17 protein-coding genes are annotated in these 19,139 nt (G+C 63.8%); 7 read left to right on the top strand and 10 right to left on the bottom strand.

The window, feature by feature from the left end; genetic code table 11:
- Positions 1-33 precede the first annotated feature (33 nt).
- The 6 genes from HL657_RS03495 to HL657_RS03470 form a co-directional block, all read right to left on the bottom strand.
- Positions 34-1,212 (bottom strand): hypothetical protein, encoded by a 1,179-nt coding sequence (locus HL657_RS03495; RefSeq protein WP_317295435.1) that lies wholly within the window; start codon positions 1,210-1,212, stop codon positions 34-36.
- A gap of 248 nt (positions 1,213-1,460) precedes the next feature.
- Positions 1,461-1,715: a DUF3303 domain-containing protein gene (locus HL657_RS03490; RefSeq protein WP_317295615.1), complete on the bottom strand. Its 255-nt coding sequence runs from the start codon at positions 1,713-1,715 to the stop codon at positions 1,461-1,463.
- Positions 1,716-1,796: 81 nt separating this feature from the next.
- The gene (locus HL657_RS03485) at positions 1,797-2,990 is read right to left on the bottom strand and encodes an ABC transporter permease (RefSeq protein ID WP_317295434.1); all 1,194 of its coding nucleotides are present in this window, start codon (positions 2,988-2,990) and stop codon (positions 1,797-1,799) included.
- Between the two features lie 12 nt (positions 2,991-3,002).
- Entirely contained in the window at positions 3,003-4,202 is a 1,200-nt protein-coding gene (locus HL657_RS03480; RefSeq protein WP_317295433.1) for an ABC transporter permease, read from the bottom strand.
- Positions 4,202-4,876, bottom strand: coding sequence for an ABC transporter ATP-binding protein (locus tag HL657_RS03475; protein ID WP_317295432.1), 675 nt, complete (start codon positions 4,874-4,876; stop codon positions 4,202-4,204). The genes HL657_RS03480 and HL657_RS03475 overlap by 1 nt, the downstream gene beginning before the upstream one ends.
- Positions 4,873-6,009 (bottom strand): COG1361 S-layer family protein, encoded by a 1,137-nt coding sequence (locus tag HL657_RS03470; protein WP_317295431.1) that lies wholly within the window; start codon positions 6,007-6,009, stop codon positions 4,873-4,875. The genes HL657_RS03475 and HL657_RS03470 overlap by 4 nt, the downstream gene beginning before the upstream one ends.
- A gap of 129 nt (positions 6,010-6,138) precedes the next feature.
- Between HL657_RS03470 and HL657_RS03465 the strand changes: the two genes are divergently transcribed.
- A complete protein-coding gene (locus HL657_RS03465) occupies positions 6,139-7,761 on the top strand; it encodes a putative manganese-dependent inorganic diphosphatase (RefSeq protein WP_317295430.1) in 1,623 nt (540 codons plus the stop codon).
- Positions 7,762-7,777: 16 nt separating this feature from the next.
- On the opposite strand, the gene HL657_RS03460 is transcribed toward HL657_RS03465, so the two are convergent.
- Together HL657_RS03460 and HL657_RS03455 are read right to left on the bottom strand one after the other, a co-directional pair.
- Complete coding sequence (locus HL657_RS03460) at positions 7,778-9,103, bottom strand: NAD(P)/FAD-dependent oxidoreductase (protein WP_317295429.1); 1,326 nt, start codon at positions 9,101-9,103, stop codon at positions 7,778-7,780.
- Positions 9,104-9,112: 9 nt separating this feature from the next.
- The gene (locus HL657_RS03455; RefSeq protein WP_317295428.1) at positions 9,113-10,081 is read right to left on the bottom strand and encodes a hypothetical protein; all 969 of its coding nucleotides are present in this window, start codon (positions 10,079-10,081) and stop codon (positions 9,113-9,115) included.
- Positions 10,082-10,365: 284 nt separating this feature from the next.
- Here HL657_RS03455 and HL657_RS03450 point away from each other — a divergent pair, with 284 nt between their 5' ends.
- Positions 10,366-11,112 carry a DUF128 domain-containing protein gene (locus tag HL657_RS03450; protein WP_317295427.1) on the top strand — a complete coding sequence of 249 codons (747 nt, stop codon included), beginning with the start codon at positions 10,366-10,368 and terminating at the stop codon, positions 11,110-11,112.
- Here the strand turns inward: HL657_RS03450 and HL657_RS03445 are convergent.
- Positions 11,106-11,897 carry a TrmB family transcriptional regulator gene (locus tag HL657_RS03445; RefSeq protein ID WP_317295426.1) on the bottom strand — a complete coding sequence of 264 codons (792 nt, stop codon included), beginning with the start codon at positions 11,895-11,897 and terminating at the stop codon, positions 11,106-11,108. The genes HL657_RS03450 and HL657_RS03445 overlap by 7 nt on opposite strands.
- A gap of 64 nt (positions 11,898-11,961) precedes the next feature.
- On the opposite strand from HL657_RS03445, the gene HL657_RS03440 reads away from it, so the two are divergent.
- Positions 11,962-13,248, top strand: a complete 1,287-nt coding sequence (locus HL657_RS03440) for a COG1361 S-layer family protein (RefSeq protein ID WP_317295425.1) — start codon at positions 11,962-11,964, stop codon at positions 13,246-13,248.
- Positions 13,245-13,967 (top strand): glucose-6-phosphate isomerase family protein, encoded by a 723-nt coding sequence (locus HL657_RS03435; protein ID WP_317295424.1) that lies wholly within the window; start codon positions 13,245-13,247, stop codon positions 13,965-13,967. The genes HL657_RS03440 and HL657_RS03435 overlap by 4 nt, the downstream gene beginning before the upstream one ends.
- Before the next feature lie 449 nt (positions 13,968-14,416).
- Here the strand turns inward: HL657_RS03435 and HL657_RS03430 are convergent, their stop codons facing one another.
- Positions 14,417-15,310, bottom strand: coding sequence for a TIGR00269 family protein (locus HL657_RS03430; RefSeq protein WP_317295423.1), 894 nt, complete (start codon positions 15,308-15,310; stop codon positions 14,417-14,419).
- A 49-nt stretch (positions 15,311-15,359) separates the two neighbouring features.
- Here HL657_RS03430 and HL657_RS03425 point away from each other — a divergent pair, with 49 nt between their 5' ends.
- Genes HL657_RS03425 through thiL form a run of 3 tightly spaced genes read left to right on the top strand, consistent with a single transcriptional unit; the run spans position 15,360 to position 19,022 of the window.
- A complete protein-coding gene (locus HL657_RS03425; protein ID WP_317295422.1) occupies positions 15,360-16,217 on the top strand; it encodes an RIO1 family regulatory kinase/ATPase domain-containing protein in 858 nt (285 codons plus the stop codon).
- A complete protein-coding gene (locus HL657_RS03420; RefSeq protein ID WP_317295421.1) occupies positions 16,214-18,163 on the top strand; it encodes a DUF460 domain-containing protein in 1,950 nt (649 codons plus the stop codon). The genes HL657_RS03425 and HL657_RS03420 overlap by 4 nt, the downstream gene beginning before the upstream one ends.
- Positions 18,156-19,022 carry a thiamine-phosphate kinase gene (thiL, locus tag HL657_RS03415; protein WP_317295420.1) on the top strand — a complete coding sequence of 289 codons (867 nt, stop codon included), beginning with the start codon at positions 18,156-18,158 and terminating at the stop codon, positions 19,020-19,022. Before HL657_RS03420 ends, thiL begins: the two co-directional genes overlap by 8 nt.
- The last annotated feature ends 117 nt before the right edge of the window (positions 19,023-19,139 follow it).

Below are 19,139 nucleotides of genomic sequence, written 5' to 3'. Positions count from 1 at the left end.
ATGAGCCCCATGGGAGGGGGACGCATAGGTACTTTACGGTCTCTCAGCCATGCCGGTTTCGGGAACGTGGACTGCAGGAAATGCGTCGAGGAGTTCCCGCGTCAGTTCGGCCCCGATCGACGGCTGGACGGATTCAAGCCAGAGGAAGAACCCGGCCATGTGGGGAGTCCGCCGGCTCTCGAACTTGAACCCGCCTGCCTTGCTCGGCACCATCTTGAGGTATTCCTTCTTGTTACGCGTCCGCAGATAGATGATCGGCCGGTATTCCGGGATGTTTACCGCCAGGATGACCTTTGAGAACTGCTTCTGGATCGAATCCGGGTCGTAGGTCTTTCCCTTGATACGGATGGGATACCGGGCATCAAGCATCCGGAGAGCGGATGGGTAGAGCCCCCCGAAGAGGACCTTCTTTACAATCGGCGGGATCTCGTCGGGGGTGCCGAGTTCGCCGATGCCTTTCTTTGAGGTGACGGCAGCGATGATGCTCTGCATCCGTTCGTCGTGCAATTTCTTGTAGTCGAACGGCCGGCGCGGGGGGATATCGGTTATCGAGACCAATTTTTCGTGCCGGATCTTCCGGACCGGGCTCCGCTTCAGGTCCCGGGGGCGGATCAGGGCCTTTAAGTCCTCACAGGTGGGGGTGGTGAGGAGGGCATTATCAGGCTCCTTGAGGAGACGGCGAACGACGGCCGTCCGGGATATGTCGACCGAGGAGATGAGGAGGAACGGCACGGTCGGCTGCCCGTAGAGGTAGCCGAAGAGCTGTTTCTTGTAGTGAATCTCCGCCTCGAACTCTTTTAAGTCGGCAGGAGAGGTGATGATCTCACCAAACGTCAGTGCCCCGGTGTGGTCGACGAGCATCATGTCGACTTCGGCGAGGTCCTGGCCGTTTCCCCGGACCTTGATATCCCCGATGTTCGAGTAGAAGAGCCCGTTCTGGCCGAGTTGCGCACGCCGGACCTTTCCTGGCCCGTCGGCTCCCCGGGCCACGACGGAGAGGATGAGGTCGGTCTTGAGCGAGAGGTCGAGGATCATCTCATAAACGATCGCCTCGAACCACCGCCCTTCGGCGGTCCGCATCTCGGGGATATCCTCGGAGAAGAGCTTTTTTCGATCCGCAGGGCGCAGGTGGCGCAGCGCTCTCATGATGATCGCCCGCGTCGGCTGGAGCGAGCTGAAGTTTTTGTCGAGCCACGTAATCATCTGCAACATTCGTTTCACACAGCTGGGTATTGCTATCGTATTGGGGACCGGATGGGGGTCGGAGCACTTCCTGACAGGGAAGTCTATCATCCTATAAGTGCTCATAGAGTTTCCGGTCTCCTGCACTATGAAATTACGCATGGTCTCACCGCCGCGAGGGGGTTCACCACGCCCGGCCTCGCGGCAGGGTTAGGAAGGGGGCGAACTCGAACAGGGTGGGAAAAGAGTGGGGTTCCGGTGTCGGGCAGAGCCCGGGATCAGACCGCCTTGATCGCTTCGTCGAGCGTCATTGCCGGCACGACGTGGGCAACGCCGTACGAACTGAACGGCGCGGTGATCTTTAAGATGGAGCGCTCGTCCGGCGCCTCGAAGATGGCAACCGACATGTGCCTCCCGATGAGGAGGTAGCGCTGGAGGACATTCACATCCGAGGGGAACTTAAAGTGCTTCCAGAGTTCCAGAACCTGGTGCGCGTGCTCCGGTTCGAACTGATACCACAGGACAAACAACATCGTCTTCACCGACTTCCCCATATCACCTCAGGTATAAATATCCTGCACCGGGGGGCGGCCACCCACCCCCGGACGAGCCCGTCACTCGTAGCGGAGCGCCTCGATGGGGTTTAACTGCGCCGCTTTCCACGAGGGGTAGAACCCGGCGACGACACTTGTTCCGATGCCGAAGGCCATCGCAAAGGCGACATAGCCGATTACCACGGAGATGGGGATGGCGGCCTCTCCCGAGACAGCGAAGTCGGCGAAGAGGTCCCCTACGGAGGCTGAGGCGTAGTAGGCGACCACCGAACTGATGGTGCCGCCGATGATGCTCCCCAGGATCCCGAGGATCAGGCTCTCGTAGAGGAACATCCGCAAAACCTCACGTTTCCGCGCCCCGATGCTCCGCATCAGCCCGATCTCCGCCGTCCTCTCCGTGACCGATATGATCATGACGTTTAAGATGCTCACGCTCGCGACAAGGAGCGATACCCCGCCGATACCGAGGAGGAAGATGTTCATGGCGTCGATGGTCTCGTAGTAGATCTCCAGGATCTCGCGTGAGTCCAGGATGTCCACGACCTCTCTCCTGCGGTTGATCTGCTGGTCGATGGCGGCCTTAACGTCCTCGATTGCGGAGAGATCGCTGACCTTCACGACGACCCGGCTGTAGTCCTGGTCCCCGTGCCGCTCCGTGTACCAGTCCTCCGTGACGATGACGGCGTAATCGGGGTTGATGTCGATGCCCATCCCCCGCTCCGCCGCGATCCCCACAACGCGGATGCTCTCGCCCCCGACCTCGATGCGGCTCCCCGGGTGAAGGTCGAATTCATCGGCAAGGAGCGAGCCCACCATCACCCCCGAAGACCTTCCCTGGGGGTAGAGGCCCGCCTCCCGCTCGAGCAGGAAGGGGATATCGGCTGCGGGCATGGCGTGTATCGTCACGTAGCCGCTCGTATCCCGCACCCGCAACCGATCTGATGCGACGATCATGGGGACGACGCGGTGCTGTCCGGCGGCCTTCTCTATCAGCCCCACGTTCCTCGTGGAGATGCTCGCCGTAAGGGTGTTCCGGGGGTCGAACGGGTCGCCGCTCGATGCTGCGAGGTGGGGGGTGACGAGAACGGTGTCGCTCACGTCCGAGACCATACCCCCGATAAGCGTCGAGAGACTGCTGCCCATGATGCCGAGGGAGGCGATGGCGACGACACCGATGATGATGCCGACCGTTGCGAGGACCGAACGGACTTTGTGCCGCCTGAGGTTACGCATCGCGAGCTCGATGAAGAACATGCCCTGCCACCCCTATTTCTGCCTCATCGCATCGACCGGAGCGAGCTGCGAAGCTCTCCACGCCGGGTAGAACCCGGCGGCGATACTTGTTCCGATACCGAACGCCATCCCGAAGACGATGAACCCGACCGCGCTCTGGTCGAAGACCGTGAAGTTCTCGCCGAAGGTCGTCCCGGTCGTGGCGACCTCGATCGCGACGACGCTGATCAGGTAACCGAAGATGGTGCTCAGAACGCCGCCGAAGACGCTTCCGATGAGTCCGAGGATCACCGCTTCGTACAGGAACATCCGGAGGATCTCCCGTCGCAACGCCCCGATGCTCCTCATGACACCGATCTCCCGGATGCGCTCGGTCACCGAGATGTACATGACGTTTAAGATGTTGACGGCGGCGATGACGAGGGCAATCCCGCCGATGCCAAGGAGGAATACCGTAATCTGGTCGTAGATCTCCTCGTACTGCCCGAGCATCTCCCGCGAGTCAGATACGTCGACCACCTCCTCGCGCCGGTTGATCCGGCTCTCGACGGCGTCCTTTACGGCGTCGATCTCGTCGACGTCGCCTACCCGGACGATGACCAGCGGGTAGGCGTCCTTCGCCCCGAAGTGGCTCTCGTACCAGCCTTCGGGAACGACGATCGCATAATCCGGGTTGATATCGAACCCCATCCCCCGTTCCGCAAGCACGCCCGCCACCCGGATGTCCTCGCCCCCGATCGCGATCCTCGAACCCGGGGCTATGCCATACTCCCGGGCCAGGTGGATCCCGACGAGCGCGGCCCCCTGGTTCTGCCGGAGGTGCTGCCCCTCCGCGATCTCGAGCAGGATAGGGATATCGTCCGGTGCGAGCCCGATGATCTGGGCATACCCGCTCTCGCCGCGGCCGAACTCAACCTCGTCCGCTCCCTGGAGCACCGGGATCGTCCGGTGCGGGTTTGCCGCCCGCCGGATCTCCTCGACCTCGCGGGCGGGGATGGCGGCGTCCACGACCGTCCGCGGATCTCCGGCAAAGGTCCCGCCGAACGCGGTGTGCGGCGTGATCACGACGGTGTCCCCGACGTCGGTGATGATGTTCGCGGCGAGGAGGTTGATGCTGTTGCCCATGACGCCCATGGAAGCGATGGCGACGACGCCGATGACGATCCCGATGATCGATAGGCCTGAGCGTACCCAGTGCCTCCGCAGGTTCCTGACCGCGAACGAGAAGAACACTATGCCAGCCTCCCGTCGACGATCCGGATCGTGCGGCGGGCGTATGCGGCGACGTTGGGGTCATGGGTCACCATGATGACCGTCTTGCCCTCTCTGTTCTCCTCCGCGAGAATCTCCATGATCGCCGTCCCGGTCTTCGTGTCCAGGTTCCCGGTCGGCTCGTCACAGAGGAGGAGGTCGGGGTCGTTGACGAGCGCCCGGGCGATCGCGACACGCTGCTGCTCGCCGCCCGAGAGCTCGCCCGGCCTGTGGGTAAAGAGAGCGTCGTTGAGGTTCATCGCCCGCATGACCTCGACCGCCCGGCGCCGGCTCTCCTCCCGGTCGGTGGTGAGGATGAGGGGAAACTCGACGTTCTCGACCGCCGAGAGCAGCGGGATGAGGTTGAACTGCTGGAAGACGAACCCGATGCGATCGCGCCGGAGCCGGGTGAGGTCGTCGTCGTTCAGTTGCGAGATCTCCTGCCCGGAGAGGTAGATCTTCCCGGCTGTAGGAACGTCGAGACAGCCCATCATGTTCAGGAGCGTCGACTTCCCCGACCCCGAGGGCCCCATCACGGCGATGAACTCGCCCGGATCGACGGTGAGGGAGACACGGTCGAGCGCCACGACGTCGCCTGCCGGGAGGGGATAGATCTTGCTGACCTCCTCGAACCGGAGGATGGGCTCGCCGCTCATCGCCGCCTCCGGATATACCAGAGGGCCGCGAGGCCGGCGGCGATGGCGACCAGCGCCACAGCGGCAATGGCTGTAACGGGTAGCCCGGCATCGGGGCCCTCCTCCGCGGTGCGGTTTTCGAGCGAGATCGGCCGCTCGACGGAGTAGGGGTTGCCGTCGTTGTCCCGGTACTCGATGACGAGCGGGATCTCCTCCACGCCGGCACCGGCTCGGAACGTCACCTCGAACGTCGAGATGTCGTCGGGATCGAGCGTTCCAACGACGTAGACCCGGAACGGGTCGACGGGCGTCGCCGGAGCCCCGGGGGTGATCAGCACCGACCGCGCGGGTTCAAGCCCCGCGTTCATGACATCGCCCGTCGCCCGGTAGATCTCTCCCTCAACCGCGACCTCGACGTTGGTGATGACGGGGTCTGCCTGCCGCTTGTCCTCGCCGAACGCGACCGGCAGCACGAGGTCAGCGGTGTGGGTGTTGATCCCGTTGCGCCAGACCACCCGGAACGTGATGTTCATCTCTGCGGCGGGGGTCAGGTTGAAGGCGACCGTTCCGGACGCATCGGGTTCCAGGGTCCCGATGAACGCGCTACCCGGCGTGACGGAGAAGTTCGCGCCCTCGGGGATCACCTGGACGCCGGACGCGGCGTTCGGCCGTGGGTTGCCGACCTGGACGGCGATGGCGGCCTCCCTCCCGGCAGCGAAGGCGTCCGGTCTATCGGCCACCGACGCCTCAAGCGGGGTACCGTCGACCAGGACCGGGACCGGGTGGCCGAGGGTCCCGTTCTCCCGGAGGTCAAGGGAGAAACGGGGGTAGTAAGTCCCGTCGGGAGCGTCCGCACGGACGGCGAAGGTGAATGTCCGGTTGAGGCCCGCCCCGAGATCCCCGACCGAAAGGTAGGGTTCACCCGTCGGGACGACACCGTCCCCGTAGAGGCGGGCCCCGCCGAGCGGGACGGTCGAGGGGCCGGTATTCCACACGGTGACCGTGACGGTCCCCGCGTCGCCCGGCATCAGGACCGCCGGGTCGACCGCAACGGACGTCACCGTCACGTCTCCCGGGGCTCCCGTTGCCGGGGAGACGAGGAGGCATGCCAGGATGAGCAGGGCCAAAACAGACCAGGGGCGATCGGATCCCACGCAGGAGAATGGAGAGAGCCTCTACTTCAACGTTACCCCGCACCGCCCGGGGACCGGCATAAAACCTTTGACGGCAGAGGACGATACCTCTGGAGACAACCGTTCCCCCTTCGGGGATCCGAGGAGAGCATGGGACAGAACAAGATCGTTATCATCGGCCACAAGCAGCCCGACACCGACAGCATCTGCAGCGTCATCGGCTACGCCGAGCTCCGCAATCGTGCCGAGCCTGGAAAATATATCCCCGCCCGGTGCGGAGAGGTAAGCCCGGAGGCGAAGTTTGCACTCGAGACGTTCGGCGTTGAGGCACCGGCCTACGTAGCAAGCGTCGAACCCACCGTATCGGACATACCGCTCGACACCCGGAGCGTCCGCCAGGACGTCCCGACGGTCGACGTCGCCGCCCTGATGGATACCTACGACATGCGGAACATGCCGATCACGGACGGGGACGAGACCCTGGTTGGCCTCGTCAGCGAGTACGGCCTCGCCCGGGCATACGTCCGGAAGAATCCACGGGAGCAACTCTCCCTCATCCCGATGCCGCTCGAGACCCTCGCCCGCATCCTCGACGCCCGGATCGTCGTCCCGGCGCGCGAGACGCTCGGGGAAGGCCGGGTCTACACCGTCATCGACGCCCTGCACGTCACCCTCTCGCGGATGACGCCCGACGATATCGCGATCGTCGGGGACAACGAACCCGCCCAGCTTGCCCTGATATCGGCGGGGGTCGCCGCGCTCATCATCGCCGAAGGAGCGCCGGTGGGCGAGCGGGTGATCGACGCCGCGCGGGCGAGGGGCGCCTCGGTGCTCTCGACGACGCTCGACGCGTTCAGCGTCGGCAAGATGATCAGCCTCTCCCTCCCCGCGAGCATGATCATGGAGACCGACGTCCCCACCGTCCGTATGGAGGATTCGCTCGAGTATGCAAAGAGCGTCGTCTCGAACTCCAAGTTCAGGACGGCCTGCGTCGTCGGGGAAGGGGGAAGGCATATCGGGCTCGTATCCCGGACGACGCTGATGCAGGAGGTTCAGAAGTCGGTGATCCTCCTCGACCACAACGAGTATTCCCAGGCCGTGGACGGGATCGAGCAGGCGGATATCCTCGAGATCATCGACCACCACCGTCTCGGCGCGATCTCGACCTTAAAACCGGTGCGATTCCTCAACGATCCCGTAGGATCGACCTCGACGATTGTGGCGAACAAGTTCGTCGAGGCCTGCGTGGAGCCCACGCCGTCGACCGCCGGGCTCCTTCTCTCGGGGATCCTCTCGGATACGATGGTGATGAAACTCTCGACGACCACCCCGGCGGATATCCGGGCGGCCGACTACCTCGCGGGTATCGCCGGGGTCGACCCGGCCGAGTACGGGCCGGAACTGATCCGGAAGGGCATGGATCTCGATGCGCTCCCGAAGGAAGAACTCCTCACCCGGGACATGAAGCGCTACAATCTCTTTGGGCGGAGCATCATGGTCTCGCAGGTGATGACGTCGTCGTTTTCGTTCGCAGAGACCCATGCCGACGAGATCCGGGCCGAACTCGACCATCTCCGGACGACGATGGGGGTCGACTGCTTCTTCGCCCTCTTCACGAATGTCTTTAGTAACGCAAGCGACCTCTTCGCCGCCGGGGACGAGGGCTGCATCACCAAACTGGAACTGCGGGATCAACCCGTCCGGCTCGACGGCGTCATGTCCCGCAAAAAGGATTTCATCCCGAAGTTCGGGCAGATGTTCCGGCAGCTTTAGGGCCGCCGGGACGAACTCACTCGTTCTTCTTTTTGAACATCCCCGCAGCGTAGCGGGCGAGCCCGTAGACACCGTCGGTCGAGGGATGGACCTCGACAATCTCGTCGAAATCGTCAACGGTGATGCCCCGCTTCATCAGGTAGCCTATGTAGGAGAGGAGAATCGACGCGCCGGGGACGGCGGCGGCCGCCCCGATGAGCCGGCCGGTTCCGGGATCGACCCGAACCTGGGCAAGTCCCGCCCATCCGCCCGCAACATCCCAGAATGAACCGGGACCCGCGGGAGCGGGGGCCGAGAGGGTGATGCCTCCGTCGCCTTCACCGGTCGCGGCAAAGGCGTAATCGTAGCGGAGGCTCATCGCCTGCGGAATGCCCTCGTAACTCATTACTGTATCGCGGCCGAGGATGTTCTCGGCCGCCACCACACCCTCCCTCCGGGCCGCGGGGGTGAGGTAGGGCGGGCCGATGACGTCGCCGGCGGCGTAGACCCCCGGAACACTCGTGCGCATCCTCGAGTCGACGACGACGGCGCCGTCCGGCCCCATCCTGAGCCCCTGAAGTGATTCCGATCGGGGAACGAGCCCGGTGGCGAGCAGGACGGCATCGGCCTCGAGTTCCTCGCCGTCGGCGAGCATGACCGAGCGGACCCTCCCTGCACCCTCGATGCCTGCGACGGCGGCCTGCTCACGGACGCCAACCCCGGTGAGATCCCGCAACGCAGCGGAGCGCATTTTCGGATCGAGATCGCCAAGCAGCGCGTGCCGGGTAACGATCTTGACGTCAGACCCGAACGCCGCGAATATGTGGGCGAACTCCGCTGCCACCACCCCACCACCGATGACGACCATGTGGCGGGGGAGATCTGACATCGTGGGGAGTGTCTGGTAGGTGTAGACGCCCAGGAGTTCGGTGCCGGGGATGTCGGGGATGGCCGGCCGCGACCCGGTGGCCGCGAGGACCGCGTCGGCCCGGACCTCCTCGTCGCCGACGAAGACCCGGTCCCCCTCCAACCGGCCAACGGCTCCGTAAATGACCTCGACCCCCACCTGCCGGGTCTCGGCGTCCAGGACCGAAGAGAGTTTCTCCTGGACTTCGCAGATCCGTCTCTGGATCGCAGGGTAGGAGACGGTCGGGACCGAATCGAGGATACCGAGATCCTTCTGGGTCCGGGCGTACTCGATGAGCCGGGCAATGTCGTTTAAGGCGCAGATGGTCATGCACCGCTCGTGGAGGCACTGTCCACCGATGCTGCGCTGCTCGATGAGCCGGACCTCCTCCCCGGCCTGTGCAAGGTGCATCGCCCCGAGCCTTCCCGCGGGCCCGCCGCCTATGACGACAATCATGATTCTTACCTACAGCAGTTCGACGCCCTCGTCCATCGGCATCGAGAGAACCTCGCCGGTGAATCCGTTGACCTCGACGATCTTGCTCCCGCCCCGTACCTGCCAGACCGGGACGTAGACGGTCTCGAGATCGACCTTGATGTTGTTCCGGTCGGGTTTGAGGGTCTTCTCCTCATAGAAGATGGCGTCGCCCTTCTCGTAGCGGAACCGCACACGCTGGGTGAGCCGGTCGATGACGTCCCGGACGATCTGCTCCTCCACGTCCTCCCGCACGAGCCGGGCGGGCACGATCTCAGAACCGAACGGGACCGACCCGTGCTCGATGTCGTCGAGGTTAATCTCCATCTTCAGGCCGTTGATGGCGTTGATGGCTCCGGCCCCCTCGGCGTCGAAGGAGACCAGCCGATCCTTTATCTCGCGCTCGCCGGCGCTCACGTAGCGGTAGTTCCAGTACGGGATAAACCGGCACTTCGCCAACCCGTGCAGCCCGGCGATGCCGCAGGCACGCTTCTCGGCGACCTGCACCGGGAGGTGGGGTAACTCAGGCCCCTCTTGTGGCTCCTCCTCCACCGCTGCCGCAGGGATGGTCTCTACCGGTTCGCGCCTGATCACCGGGGCCGGGCGGCCGAAGTCCAGGACCAGGCTCTGACCGAGCACCTCCGCAAGCGCCGCACGGCCCGCGTAGAGGACGAACTCGTCCGGCCCCCAGTGGATGCAGTCCTCCGTCTGCACCGCCGGATCGAGGGTGAAGAGCAGTTTCCTGCAGATCCAGTCGTCGTCGCCGGTGCGCAGGCGGTAAGTCATCGAATCGAAACTCTCAATCGCCTCCGGGTCGTCCGAGCAGAGCGCCACCAGGGCATCTTCGCTCCCGACGGCGGAGAGATCCAGCGGGTCGCCGACCTCCTCGACGTCGTAAGAGGCCGCGATCAGGATCCGTTTCAGCACGTTCCGGGCTTTTTCCCGAGTCCCACTCTCCATTCATCGTACAATACCACAGGGAGCTAGAACAAGCTTTCCCTTTCGCAATCGGGCAGGCCACGGGTGGACCAGGGCAGCGCGGCGGCAATGATCGGGAACACCGGGAAATACAGTTGAACTGTCTCATATACGGTTCCGGTGGCGGGATCATCTCAAATAGGTTAACTGCAACTGACCGGCGCAAACCGGGTTTGCGCCAGCACCACCCCACCCATCCATTGCCGGCCGAATTCCTCGAACTCGGAAAGCAATTCTTTTTCTCCTGCCGCACAAGAGATCTGGTAATGCATGTCCCCCTGAAGTTCACCAATCACCGTATCGAGGAATACGCGCTCAGGGTGACTTACAGTCCAGAAGAGGACACCGGAAAGATCATTTACAACCTCTCGCTCATCGAGAGCCGCGACCTCGAGTTCACACTCTCCATTATAAAAGAGGCTCATAAAACAGGTATCACCATCAGCGACCGGATCCTGGTCGCCGGGCCAGGAGAGCAGGTCGCCGGCTACATCGTGCAGGAGGGACAGCACGCCATCTGCACGATGTGCAGCATCACGCTCGACGCCCTCCTCCTTCGGCGCGGCATCCCGGCGAGCCCCATCGGAGGCGGGATCGTCGAGGTCGACGGGAGGGTTGCGCGGCGGTTCACGAGCATGATCCTTTACCGCGACACCACGCTCGACCCCCTCGAGGTCCTCATATCCCAGGAGACCACATCGATCCTCGACGTTATGCACCACGGGAGCGGCAACATTCTTGCGAACATTCGGGAGTGCCACATGGAGGCCGAACCGCTCATGGGGACGGTGCTCGACGAACTTTCGGCCATGGGATTCTCCGGCATCCTTGACATCGGCGCCCCGAACGTCCCCCTGCTCGGGGTTCCGGTGAGCCCCCAGTATGTGGGCGTGGCGATAGTCGGGGGCACAAACGCGATGGCGGCCGTCAGGGAGGCCGGAAGACCGGTGGTGACCCGGGCGCTCAAAGGGCTGATCGATATCCGGGAGATGGACTACCTGGACGATTATTGAACCGCAGCCTTCGCCCATTCCATGACGGTGGTGATATGCCGCCGCACAAACAGGACGAGCCCCGCAGACTCCGAATAGAGAGCGGAGGGCTGACCTTCGGCTCCTTCCATCCAGAGCAGCGCCCGCGTATCGTCCACCAAAAAGACGCCCGATCTCTCGTACGGCAACAGTTTCTTCGCAAGGAAGGGGGTTTCACAGAGAGCGGCAAGGGGAAGGAGATGAAGCCGGAACCGGGAAGGCTGCTCGCCTGTCCAGTGGTCGGTGACGATCTCGACCGGCACGGAGCCGGGAACGGGATCGAGCAGCGAGAGCACGCTCCGCTGGAGGAGATCCCCCGTCGCGAGCAACTCCACGCTCCGCTCCGCACTCTTAAACATTTCTGCAAGGCGGGTCTTGATGTTCTCTTCGCCGTAAATGGTCCAGATAAGTTCCTGGTCGCCCCGGCTTTCCGGCCCCTTCTCGCGGTAGAGGGCGTCGAGGGCCGTCCGGGCACTCTGGGCGTCGCTCTCTATCCGGCGCATCAGGTTCTCGACGCCCTGGTCGGGAGGAATCGCGGCGAAGCGTTTGGGTGTCGTGTGCGAGACGCTGACCAGTTCCTTCTGGACGAGCCGGTCGAGAACCGGGTAGACGGATGCGCGCGGCACGCCCGAGATCTCGTGAACTTCCGTTGCGGTCGCGCCCGCCGTCCTGAGAAGCCCGATATACACAAGGGCTTCGTACTTGGTAAGTCCCAGTGATTTGAGAGATTCGAGGAGGGGAGTTGGAACATCCCGGGGAGCCTTCATTCCATTATGTATATATACGGTTTAGCAATAAATGTTGTTGCTAATATAACAACAAGGTGAAGAGATGCGTTGGCAATACATACCTGTACTGATGCTCCTGCTGGCACTCCTGATTGTCCCGGGGTCGGCGCAAGGCGCCAAGTACCTCTATGGGAGTCCTGATCTGTCGGCAACAATTTCCGGCACCAATGAGTTTGCACCGGGTGCCGAAACCCCGCTCACGATCATCATATCCAATAGCGGCCTGAATACCCACAAGATCGTCGGTTCGACGCTCATCACCCCCGACGACCAGCCAAACACCGCGAAACTGGTCACTGTGGGGCTCAAGGGCACTGATACACCGTTCACTGTCAAAACGGATCCCCAGTTCTTGAGTGACATTATGGGCGGGGCCGCCGCGACCGCCACATTCAATGTGAAGGTGGCAGATTCCGCGGAACCGGGCACCTACGTGCTGCCGCTCGAGGTGACCTACACCTACCTCGCGGATGCGGAAGAGTACGGGGGTGATCTCCTCCGCTACAACTACCAGCCGAAGACCGAGACTCTGCCGCTAACCGTGCAGGTCACGCCCGATCTCCAGGTCGAGATCCTTGACATGCGCACCGAATCGTTGAACGTCGGCACGGAAGGCTACGTCTACATGACCTTGAAGAACGTCGGCCACGACACGGCAAACAAGGCAATCGCGATGGTCACGAGAAGCGGCGCGAGCCCGCTCATCCCCACCGACGGGAACGCTTATGTCGGAACGTTCGAGCCGGGAGAGACGGTTGACGTGAAGTTCAAGGTCTCGGTCGCCGATACCGCCGAGCCGCAGTCGTACCCGCTGGACGTCGCGGTCACCTACGAGGACTACGAGGGCAAGACAGTGACCTCGCGGCCGGCGACGATCGGCCTTCCCGTCGGCGGCAAGATCGCCTTCGAGGTCGTCTCGCCGGCATCAACGCTCTACCTGGGTCAGAAGAGCATCCTTGAGGTCGAGTACAAGAATTCCGGGGCGGCGACAGTCTACAACGCACAGGCCCGGATCAGCGCCGTCGACCCCTTCACCAGCAGCGACGACACTGCCTTCCTCGGCGACCTCGCCCCGGGCCAGACCGCGACGGCACGGTTCGAGGTAAATGTCGACAGCGACGGGACCGAGAAGGAGTACGGGATTGACTCCGAGATCCGCTACCGCGACGACCTCGACAACAGCAAAATATCGGATACCATGAAGGTAAAGGTCGCGCTCGAGAAGAGACAGGGCGCTTTCTTTACCAATCCGGTCTTCCTCATCGCCGTTCTGGCCGTCATCATCGGAGCAGGGTATTATATATTCGTGTACCGTAAGAAACAGAGATGAACGGGTACTGGGACGGACCTAAACCGGAGCCGCAGGTAAGGACAATCGAGGAGATGCGCGAGGTTCTCGCAGATCCCGGCTGCACCTCCGATCAGCCCCTCTATTTTATGTACCGGGATCTCGCGAAGAGCGAGAGCGACCGGGAGTGGCTCCGGCAGCACCGCATCCGCTACGATATCACCGTCATTCCCGCCCGGACGCTCTGCGGGGAGTACGTCAAGACGAAGGGCCACTACCACACCGAGAACCCGGCAGGAGAACTCTACCCGGAGATCTACGAGGTGCTCGAGGGGACAGGGCACTACTTCCTCCAGACCCGCAATGCCGACGACGTGGTGATGATCGAGGGCACCGCCGGCGACAAGATCCTGATCCCGCCGGGGTACGGCCACGTGACGATCAACCCCGGAAAGGAAGATCTCGTGATGGCAAACCTCGTCTCATCGGAGTTTTCGAGCAACTACGGACCCTACGTGGAACTGCAGGGCGCCGCCTACTACGAGATGGAGGGCGGGGCGCTGGTGAAAAACCCCCGCTACACCGACGCCCCGCCGGTGCGCTACTGCAACCCGGTGGAGGTCCCGGAACTCGGGATCGATAAAGAGACAGGGCTCTACGACCTCATCGGGCGGCCCCGGTCGGTCGCGTTCCTGAATCACCCGGAGCAGTTCATGGAGATCTTCGCCGACGTGACCGGCGGGTGTCTCGCGATGCGGTAGAGGGTAAGGGCAGAGTCTCAGCCGGCACTAAAATCCAGTTCTTTTTGCGACGTTATGCAATCTATACACGAATTTCCACTGGCTTGTACATCTTCAACCAGTCGTCGGTTCAAGACATTTGGTTTTCTCCTGCTCCTGCCCCCGCACCCAATGGTGCTCAAGCTCCATTTCTTCGGTATGTCGCACCTTCCGTCTTCTCCAGCGATGTCCCCATGGGACATCGCCTATCGCCACGCACTGCCCGCCCCCATGGGGGCGGGAGGAGCGCGAAGCGCGGGCGGTGGGGGTCAAAGGTAGAGCCTTACGGGGTAGAGACAGGGGAGGGGGGCTCGCCCCCCTTCCCGTCAGCCCCTCCCCCAATGGCGATAGCCCCACGGTCCACCGTACCAGGCGGTTTCATCGTCTGGACAGTTCCGCTCCATGCCATAGATAAGTGCGTCCAGTCTCTGTCAACCCCCCTTCCGAACCTCATCAAGCACCTGGCATGTCCGGCAGATCTTCCCGCACGGCTCGCCGCACCGCTCGCAGATCCGAAGCCCCTCCCCCTCGGGTCTCTCCGCCCCCCGGAGGGCCTCGCCGAGGTTCACGAGCGAGTACTTCGTCGCCGGGTGGCGGTAGGTGTAGTCGTCGAGGATGCCGCGGACGTCGCCCCGGAGAGCGTCGCCCGCGTAGGGGCAGCCCGCAAGATCGAAGCCCTCGACGTGGAGGAAGGCGTACAGCGCCACCTCGCGCTCCGGGATATACATGAACGGCTTGATCCGGGGAACCATCCCCTCCACCTCCCGCATGGGCCGGGTGAGCCGGTCGGCATCCCCCCGAAGAGCGTTCATCAGGACCGACTGCGCCTCGTCGTCCAGGTTGAAGCCGTAGGCGAACTTCGTGACGCCATGCTCGCGGGCAATCCGGTTCATCAGCGCCCGGCGGAGCACGCCGCAGTAGGAGCAAGATAGTCCCGTTCCCTTCCGGCTCACGATCTCGTCGAGCGTGATCCCGTATTCATCGGCAAACGAGGCCGTCACCCAGGGGACGCCGATCGTTTCAGCGATCTTCCGTGCCCGGTTCGGGTCGCGGTAGCCCCTGATCCCCTCGTCCACTGTGATCGCCATCAGCCGGACGTCCCGGCGCTCGCCGAGGAGCCGGTGGAGGAAGAAGAGGACGGCGCTCGAATCCTTGCCCCCCGAGAGCGCCACCGCCACCGTATCGCCCGACTCGATCCAGCGGTGCTCCCGGATCGCCCGCTTCGCCTTCGCCTCGAAATCCCGGTTGAAGTGGTGCTCGCAGAGGTGCAGCCCCGAGTATCGCTGGAAAATGACCGCGTCGCGGCGGCACTTGCTGCACTGCATGCTTGCTCGATCATCCTTTTATCACGGCATCACATAAATTGTGTAGAAGATGCCTGTTCCTGCAGAATACGTGCGATCCCTGCACGCCTACGAACTCCGGATCCTGCTCGCCCTCGAACGCCTCATGCGCCGGTACCAGTGGGTGCCGCTCGAGGTGCTCAAGTCAGCCACCAAATTCTCGGAGTCCGAACTCTCCTACCGTCTGGGCAGGCTGATGGCCATGGATATGGTCAGGTACGAGAAGACCCCCTACGAGGGCTACGCTCTCGTCTTCAACGGCTACGACAGCCTGGCCCTCCACTCCCTCACCCGCCGGGGCACCGTACAGGCGCTCGGGACGCTGATCGGCGTCGGGAAGGAATCGGAGGTCTACGAGGCGATGGGGCTTGGCGTCGTGGTGCTCAAGTTTCACCGGGTCGGGCAGCGGTCGTTCCAGTCCGCCCGCGTAAAGCGCGGCTACATGCCGGATTCCGGGCACTGCCCCTGGATATTCGCCTCGAGCAACTCGGCGAAGATGGAGTACGACGCTCTAAAGACCCTCCATCCCGCCGTCTCGGTGCCGCTCCCCATCGACCAGAACCGGCACGTCGTCGCGATGTCGTTCGTCCCCGGCGTCAACCTCTCCCGGGCGACCGTTGCGGAGCCGGAGATCATCCTCAACGAGATCCTCGACAACGTCCGGGAGGCCTACCGCCTCGGCATCATCCACGGCGACCTGAGTGAGTTCAACGTCATGGTCGACGAGAGGCAGTGCTGGCTGATCGACTGGCCGCAATGGGTGGAGACCGCCCACCCGAACGCCGGCGAGATCCTCAACCGGGACATCGAGAACATCCTCCAGTACTTCAAACGGAAATACGGCCTCGAATACGCCTTCGACGAAGCACTGGCAAGGGTGGTGGAGTGAAGGTCTTCGGGATCGACATCATCAAAGGTTCGGTTCGTTCCCGTACCCGGCGGCCCGTTTACGCGCTCGCCCGGGTGGAGGACGGCGAGGTCCAGGGTGTCGAGGAGGTGACCGGGTTCCGGCTCCAGCGCCTCCTCGCCACCGAAGAGCCCGACATCCTCGCGGTGGACAGCCTCCAGGAGGTCGCCGCCGACCAGCGCGAACTCCACGTATTCCTCCAGTCGCTCCCGCCGTCGACGAAACTCGTCCAGGTGACCGGCGGCGAGAAGAAAGAAAGCCTCGGGAAGGTCGCCGCCCGCTACAACATCAGTTTCAACAAGTTCGACCCCTACGCCGAGGCCCGGACAACCGCCCGGGTGGCCGCGCTCGGGGCCGGCGTCGAGGTGATCGCGTTTGAGAACACCACCGATATCGTGGTGAGCAGGCACCGCTCGCCCGGACGGGGCGGGTGGAGTCAGAACCGCTATGTCCGGAAGATCCACGGCGCTGTGCTGCAGAAGGCCCGGGAGATCGAGGGGCGGCTCCGCGGTGCCGGCCTCGACTACGAGAAGAAGGAGACGAAGGCCTTCGGCGGGTATTCACGGGTCGCATTCCGGGTCAAGGCCCCCCGGGAGATGGTTCCAGTCCACTCCTCCCGCGGCGCCGACGTCCAGGTGCGGGTGGCAGGAAGGCAGCTCGACCGGATACGGTTCGAACCCCTCTCCGGCCGTCCCCGCTACCTGATCGTCGGGCTCGACCCGGGGACGACCACCGGGATCGCCGCCGTGGATCTCGACGGAAACCTGGTTCTTCTCACGAGCTCCCGGCAGATGACAATGTCCGATATCGTCGAGGAACTCTACCGTGCGGGAAAACCACTCATCGTCGCCTCCGATGTCCAGCAGATACCCTACTCGGTCGAGAAGATCCGGCGGGCGTTCAACGCCATCCCCTACACCCCGAAGCAGTCGCTCTCGGTGGAGGCGAAGTACGACCTGACCGCCCAGTTCTCCTACACAAACGACCACGAGCGCGACGCCCTCTCGGCAGCGCTGGACGCCTACCGGAGCCTCCAGAACAAGTTCAGAAACATCGTAAAGAGAGTGGGGCCGGGGTTCGACCTCGACGAGGTGCGGGCGCGGGTGCTCCGCGGCCAGCCGCTCGACACCGTTCTTGCAGACCTGCAGGGGGTTCCGGCGGCGAAGAAGGAGGCGGAGCCTGAGGCACCCGTCCCTGAGCGCCCGGTTGAGGACGAGCGGGTGATAGCGCTCGACGGGATGGTCAAAAGGCTCCGCAGTTACGTAGAGGAACTGCAGGATGACCTCCGCGAACGCGACCGGGAGATGGAGCGGCTGCGCCAGGACGTGCGCCGGGCCCGTTCCGCAGCCGAGCGAAAGATCCGCCGGGACGCGGAACTGGCGGCGAAGGACGCGACCATCGAGAGCCTGCGCGAACAGCTCCGGGGCGAGCGGCGGCGGTCCCGGCGGCTGAAGAAGCGCCTGGAGCGGATGCAGAAGGTCGCGAAACTCGAGATCTCGGAGGACTACACCCCGCTCAAGGTGCTCGAATCCCTCACCCGCGAAGCGGTGCGGGCCCTCCAGGAGGAGATCGGCATCGCCGGAGGAGACGTCCTCTACGTCCCGCGGACGCACGGCTGGGGTCGCGGCGTGGTGAAGGACCTCGCGGGAACGGGAGTGCGGGCGCTGGTCGTTGGCGGGGAACCGCCCGACCCGCACCTGATCCGGGTCGCCCGCGAGATCGATCTCCCCCTCCTCCCCGCGGAGACCGTCAGGCCGGAGATCCGCGGCAGGACCGGGGCGGCACTGACCGGAGCAGTCGAGGAGGCGATCGCGGAATGGAAGGAGGAGCAGAAGGAGTTCCGGCGCGAGCAGGAAGCCGAACGGGTCGAGTATCTCTTCAAGGAGTACCGGAGCGAGCGGGAGAAGGAGGTGCGCCGCGGTGGATGAACGAGGCCTGCACCGGCTGATCGGGACGATCATCGACCCGGAGCGGCTCGAGGACGACTGCGCCGTCATCCCCTGCGGCGATCGTCTCATGGTCGCGAGCACCGATATGCTCCACGAGACGACCGATTTCCCGGCCGGGATGAGCGACTGGCAGGTGGGCTGGATGGCGACGGCGGTCACGCTCTCGGACATCGCGAGCATGGGCGCGGCACCGGGGCAGGTGCTCCTCGCGGTCGGCCTTGATAAGCCAGAACGGCTCCACGGGATCATGGAGGGGGCACGGGACTGCTGCACGGCGTTCGGCGCTGAGCTTGTGGGCGGGGACCTCGACGCCCACCGGGAACTGACGATCGTGAGCACGGGGCTCGGGCTCGTCGCCCCGGAGCACCTGGTCCAGAGACGGGGAGCGCGGCCGGGCGACGTTGTCGCGGTCACCGGCCCGCTCGGGGAGGCCGAGGCCGCTCTCGCCGGCTACGACCGGCATAGGAAGGAACTCCTCGAACCGCAGCCCCGGGTCCGGGAGGGACAGGCGCTCGGCCATGCCGGGGTCTCGGCGATGATGGACATCTCCGACGGCCTTGCGCTCTCCCTCCACGACCTCCTTGCCGTGAACGACTGCGGATTCTCCGTCGATACCGCCCGCCTTCCCCTCCCGGCAGGCGTGCCGGAGGAGGAGGGGCGGGAACTCGCGCTCTACGGCGGGGGGGACTTCGAACTCCTCTTCTCTGCCCCGCCGGGCATCCTCCCGGTCCCCGGGGTCGAGGCCCGTGTCATCGGCGAGGTCATACCGGAGCGGACGGTCCTCGCGGACGGAAAACCGCTCGAACGCCGGGGATATCTGCATGAGTGGAGCGGGTAGTATACCAGGCCATCTTTATTTGAGGGTATACTTACGCGATACATGCGGCGGATCGCCAATACCCACAGTCTTGAAAGAAGAGCGGTGAAGTGAACGGGGGTGCTCGGGTTAGAAGAG

The organism is Methanoculleus nereidis (assembly GCF_032944295.1).
Lineage (GTDB): Archaea > Halobacteriota > Methanomicrobia > Methanomicrobiales > Methanoculleaceae > Methanoculleus > Methanoculleus nereidis.
Note: the sequence above shows the minus strand (reverse complement) of the source record. Positions and strands in the feature narration are given on the sequence as shown.

Excerpts from the sequence above, each read along its gene's own strand:
- HL657_RS03445 (WP_317295426.1), bottom strand. The coding sequence starts at position 11,897 with ATGAAGGCTCCCCGGGATGTTCCAACTCCCCTCCTCGAATCTCTCAAA.
- HL657_RS03485 (WP_317295434.1), bottom strand. The coding sequence starts at position 2,990 with ATGTTCTTCATCGAGCTCGCGATGCGTAACCTCAGGCGGCACAAAGTC.
- HL657_RS03465 (WP_317295430.1), top strand. The coding sequence starts at position 6,139 with ATGGGACAGAACAAGATCGTTATCATCGGCCACAAGCAGCCCGACACC.
- HL657_RS03460 (WP_317295429.1), bottom strand. The coding sequence starts at position 9,103 with ATGATTGTCGTCATAGGCGGCGGGCCCGCGGGAAGGCTCGGGGCGATG.
- HL657_RS03430 (WP_317295423.1), bottom strand. The coding sequence starts at position 15,310 with ATGCAGTGCAGCAAGTGCCGCCGCGACGCGGTCATTTTCCAGCGATAC.
- HL657_RS03440 (WP_317295425.1), top strand. The coding sequence starts at position 11,962 with ATGCGTTGGCAATACATACCTGTACTGATGCTCCTGCTGGCACTCCTG.
- HL657_RS03450 (WP_317295427.1), top strand. The coding sequence starts at position 10,366 with ATGCATGTCCCCCTGAAGTTCACCAATCACCGTATCGAGGAATACGCG.
- HL657_RS03455 (WP_317295428.1), bottom strand. The coding sequence starts at position 10,081 with ATGGAGAGTGGGACTCGGGAAAAAGCCCGGAACGTGCTGAAACGGATC.
- HL657_RS03425 (WP_317295422.1), top strand. The coding sequence starts at position 15,360 with ATGCCTGTTCCTGCAGAATACGTGCGATCCCTGCACGCCTACGAACTC.
- HL657_RS03475 (WP_317295432.1), bottom strand. The coding sequence starts at position 4,876 with ATGAGCGGCGAGCCCATCCTCCGGTTCGAGGAGGTCAGCAAGATCTAT.
- HL657_RS03495 (WP_317295435.1), bottom strand. The coding sequence starts at position 1,212 with ATGTTGCAGATGATTACGTGGCTCGACAAAAACTTCAGCTCGCTCCAG.
- HL657_RS03490 (WP_317295615.1), bottom strand. The coding sequence starts at position 1,715 with ATGTTGTTTGTCCTGTGGTATCAGTTCGAACCGGAGCACGCGCACCAG.
- HL657_RS03435 (WP_317295424.1), top strand. The coding sequence starts at position 13,245 with ATGAACGGGTACTGGGACGGACCTAAACCGGAGCCGCAGGTAAGGACA.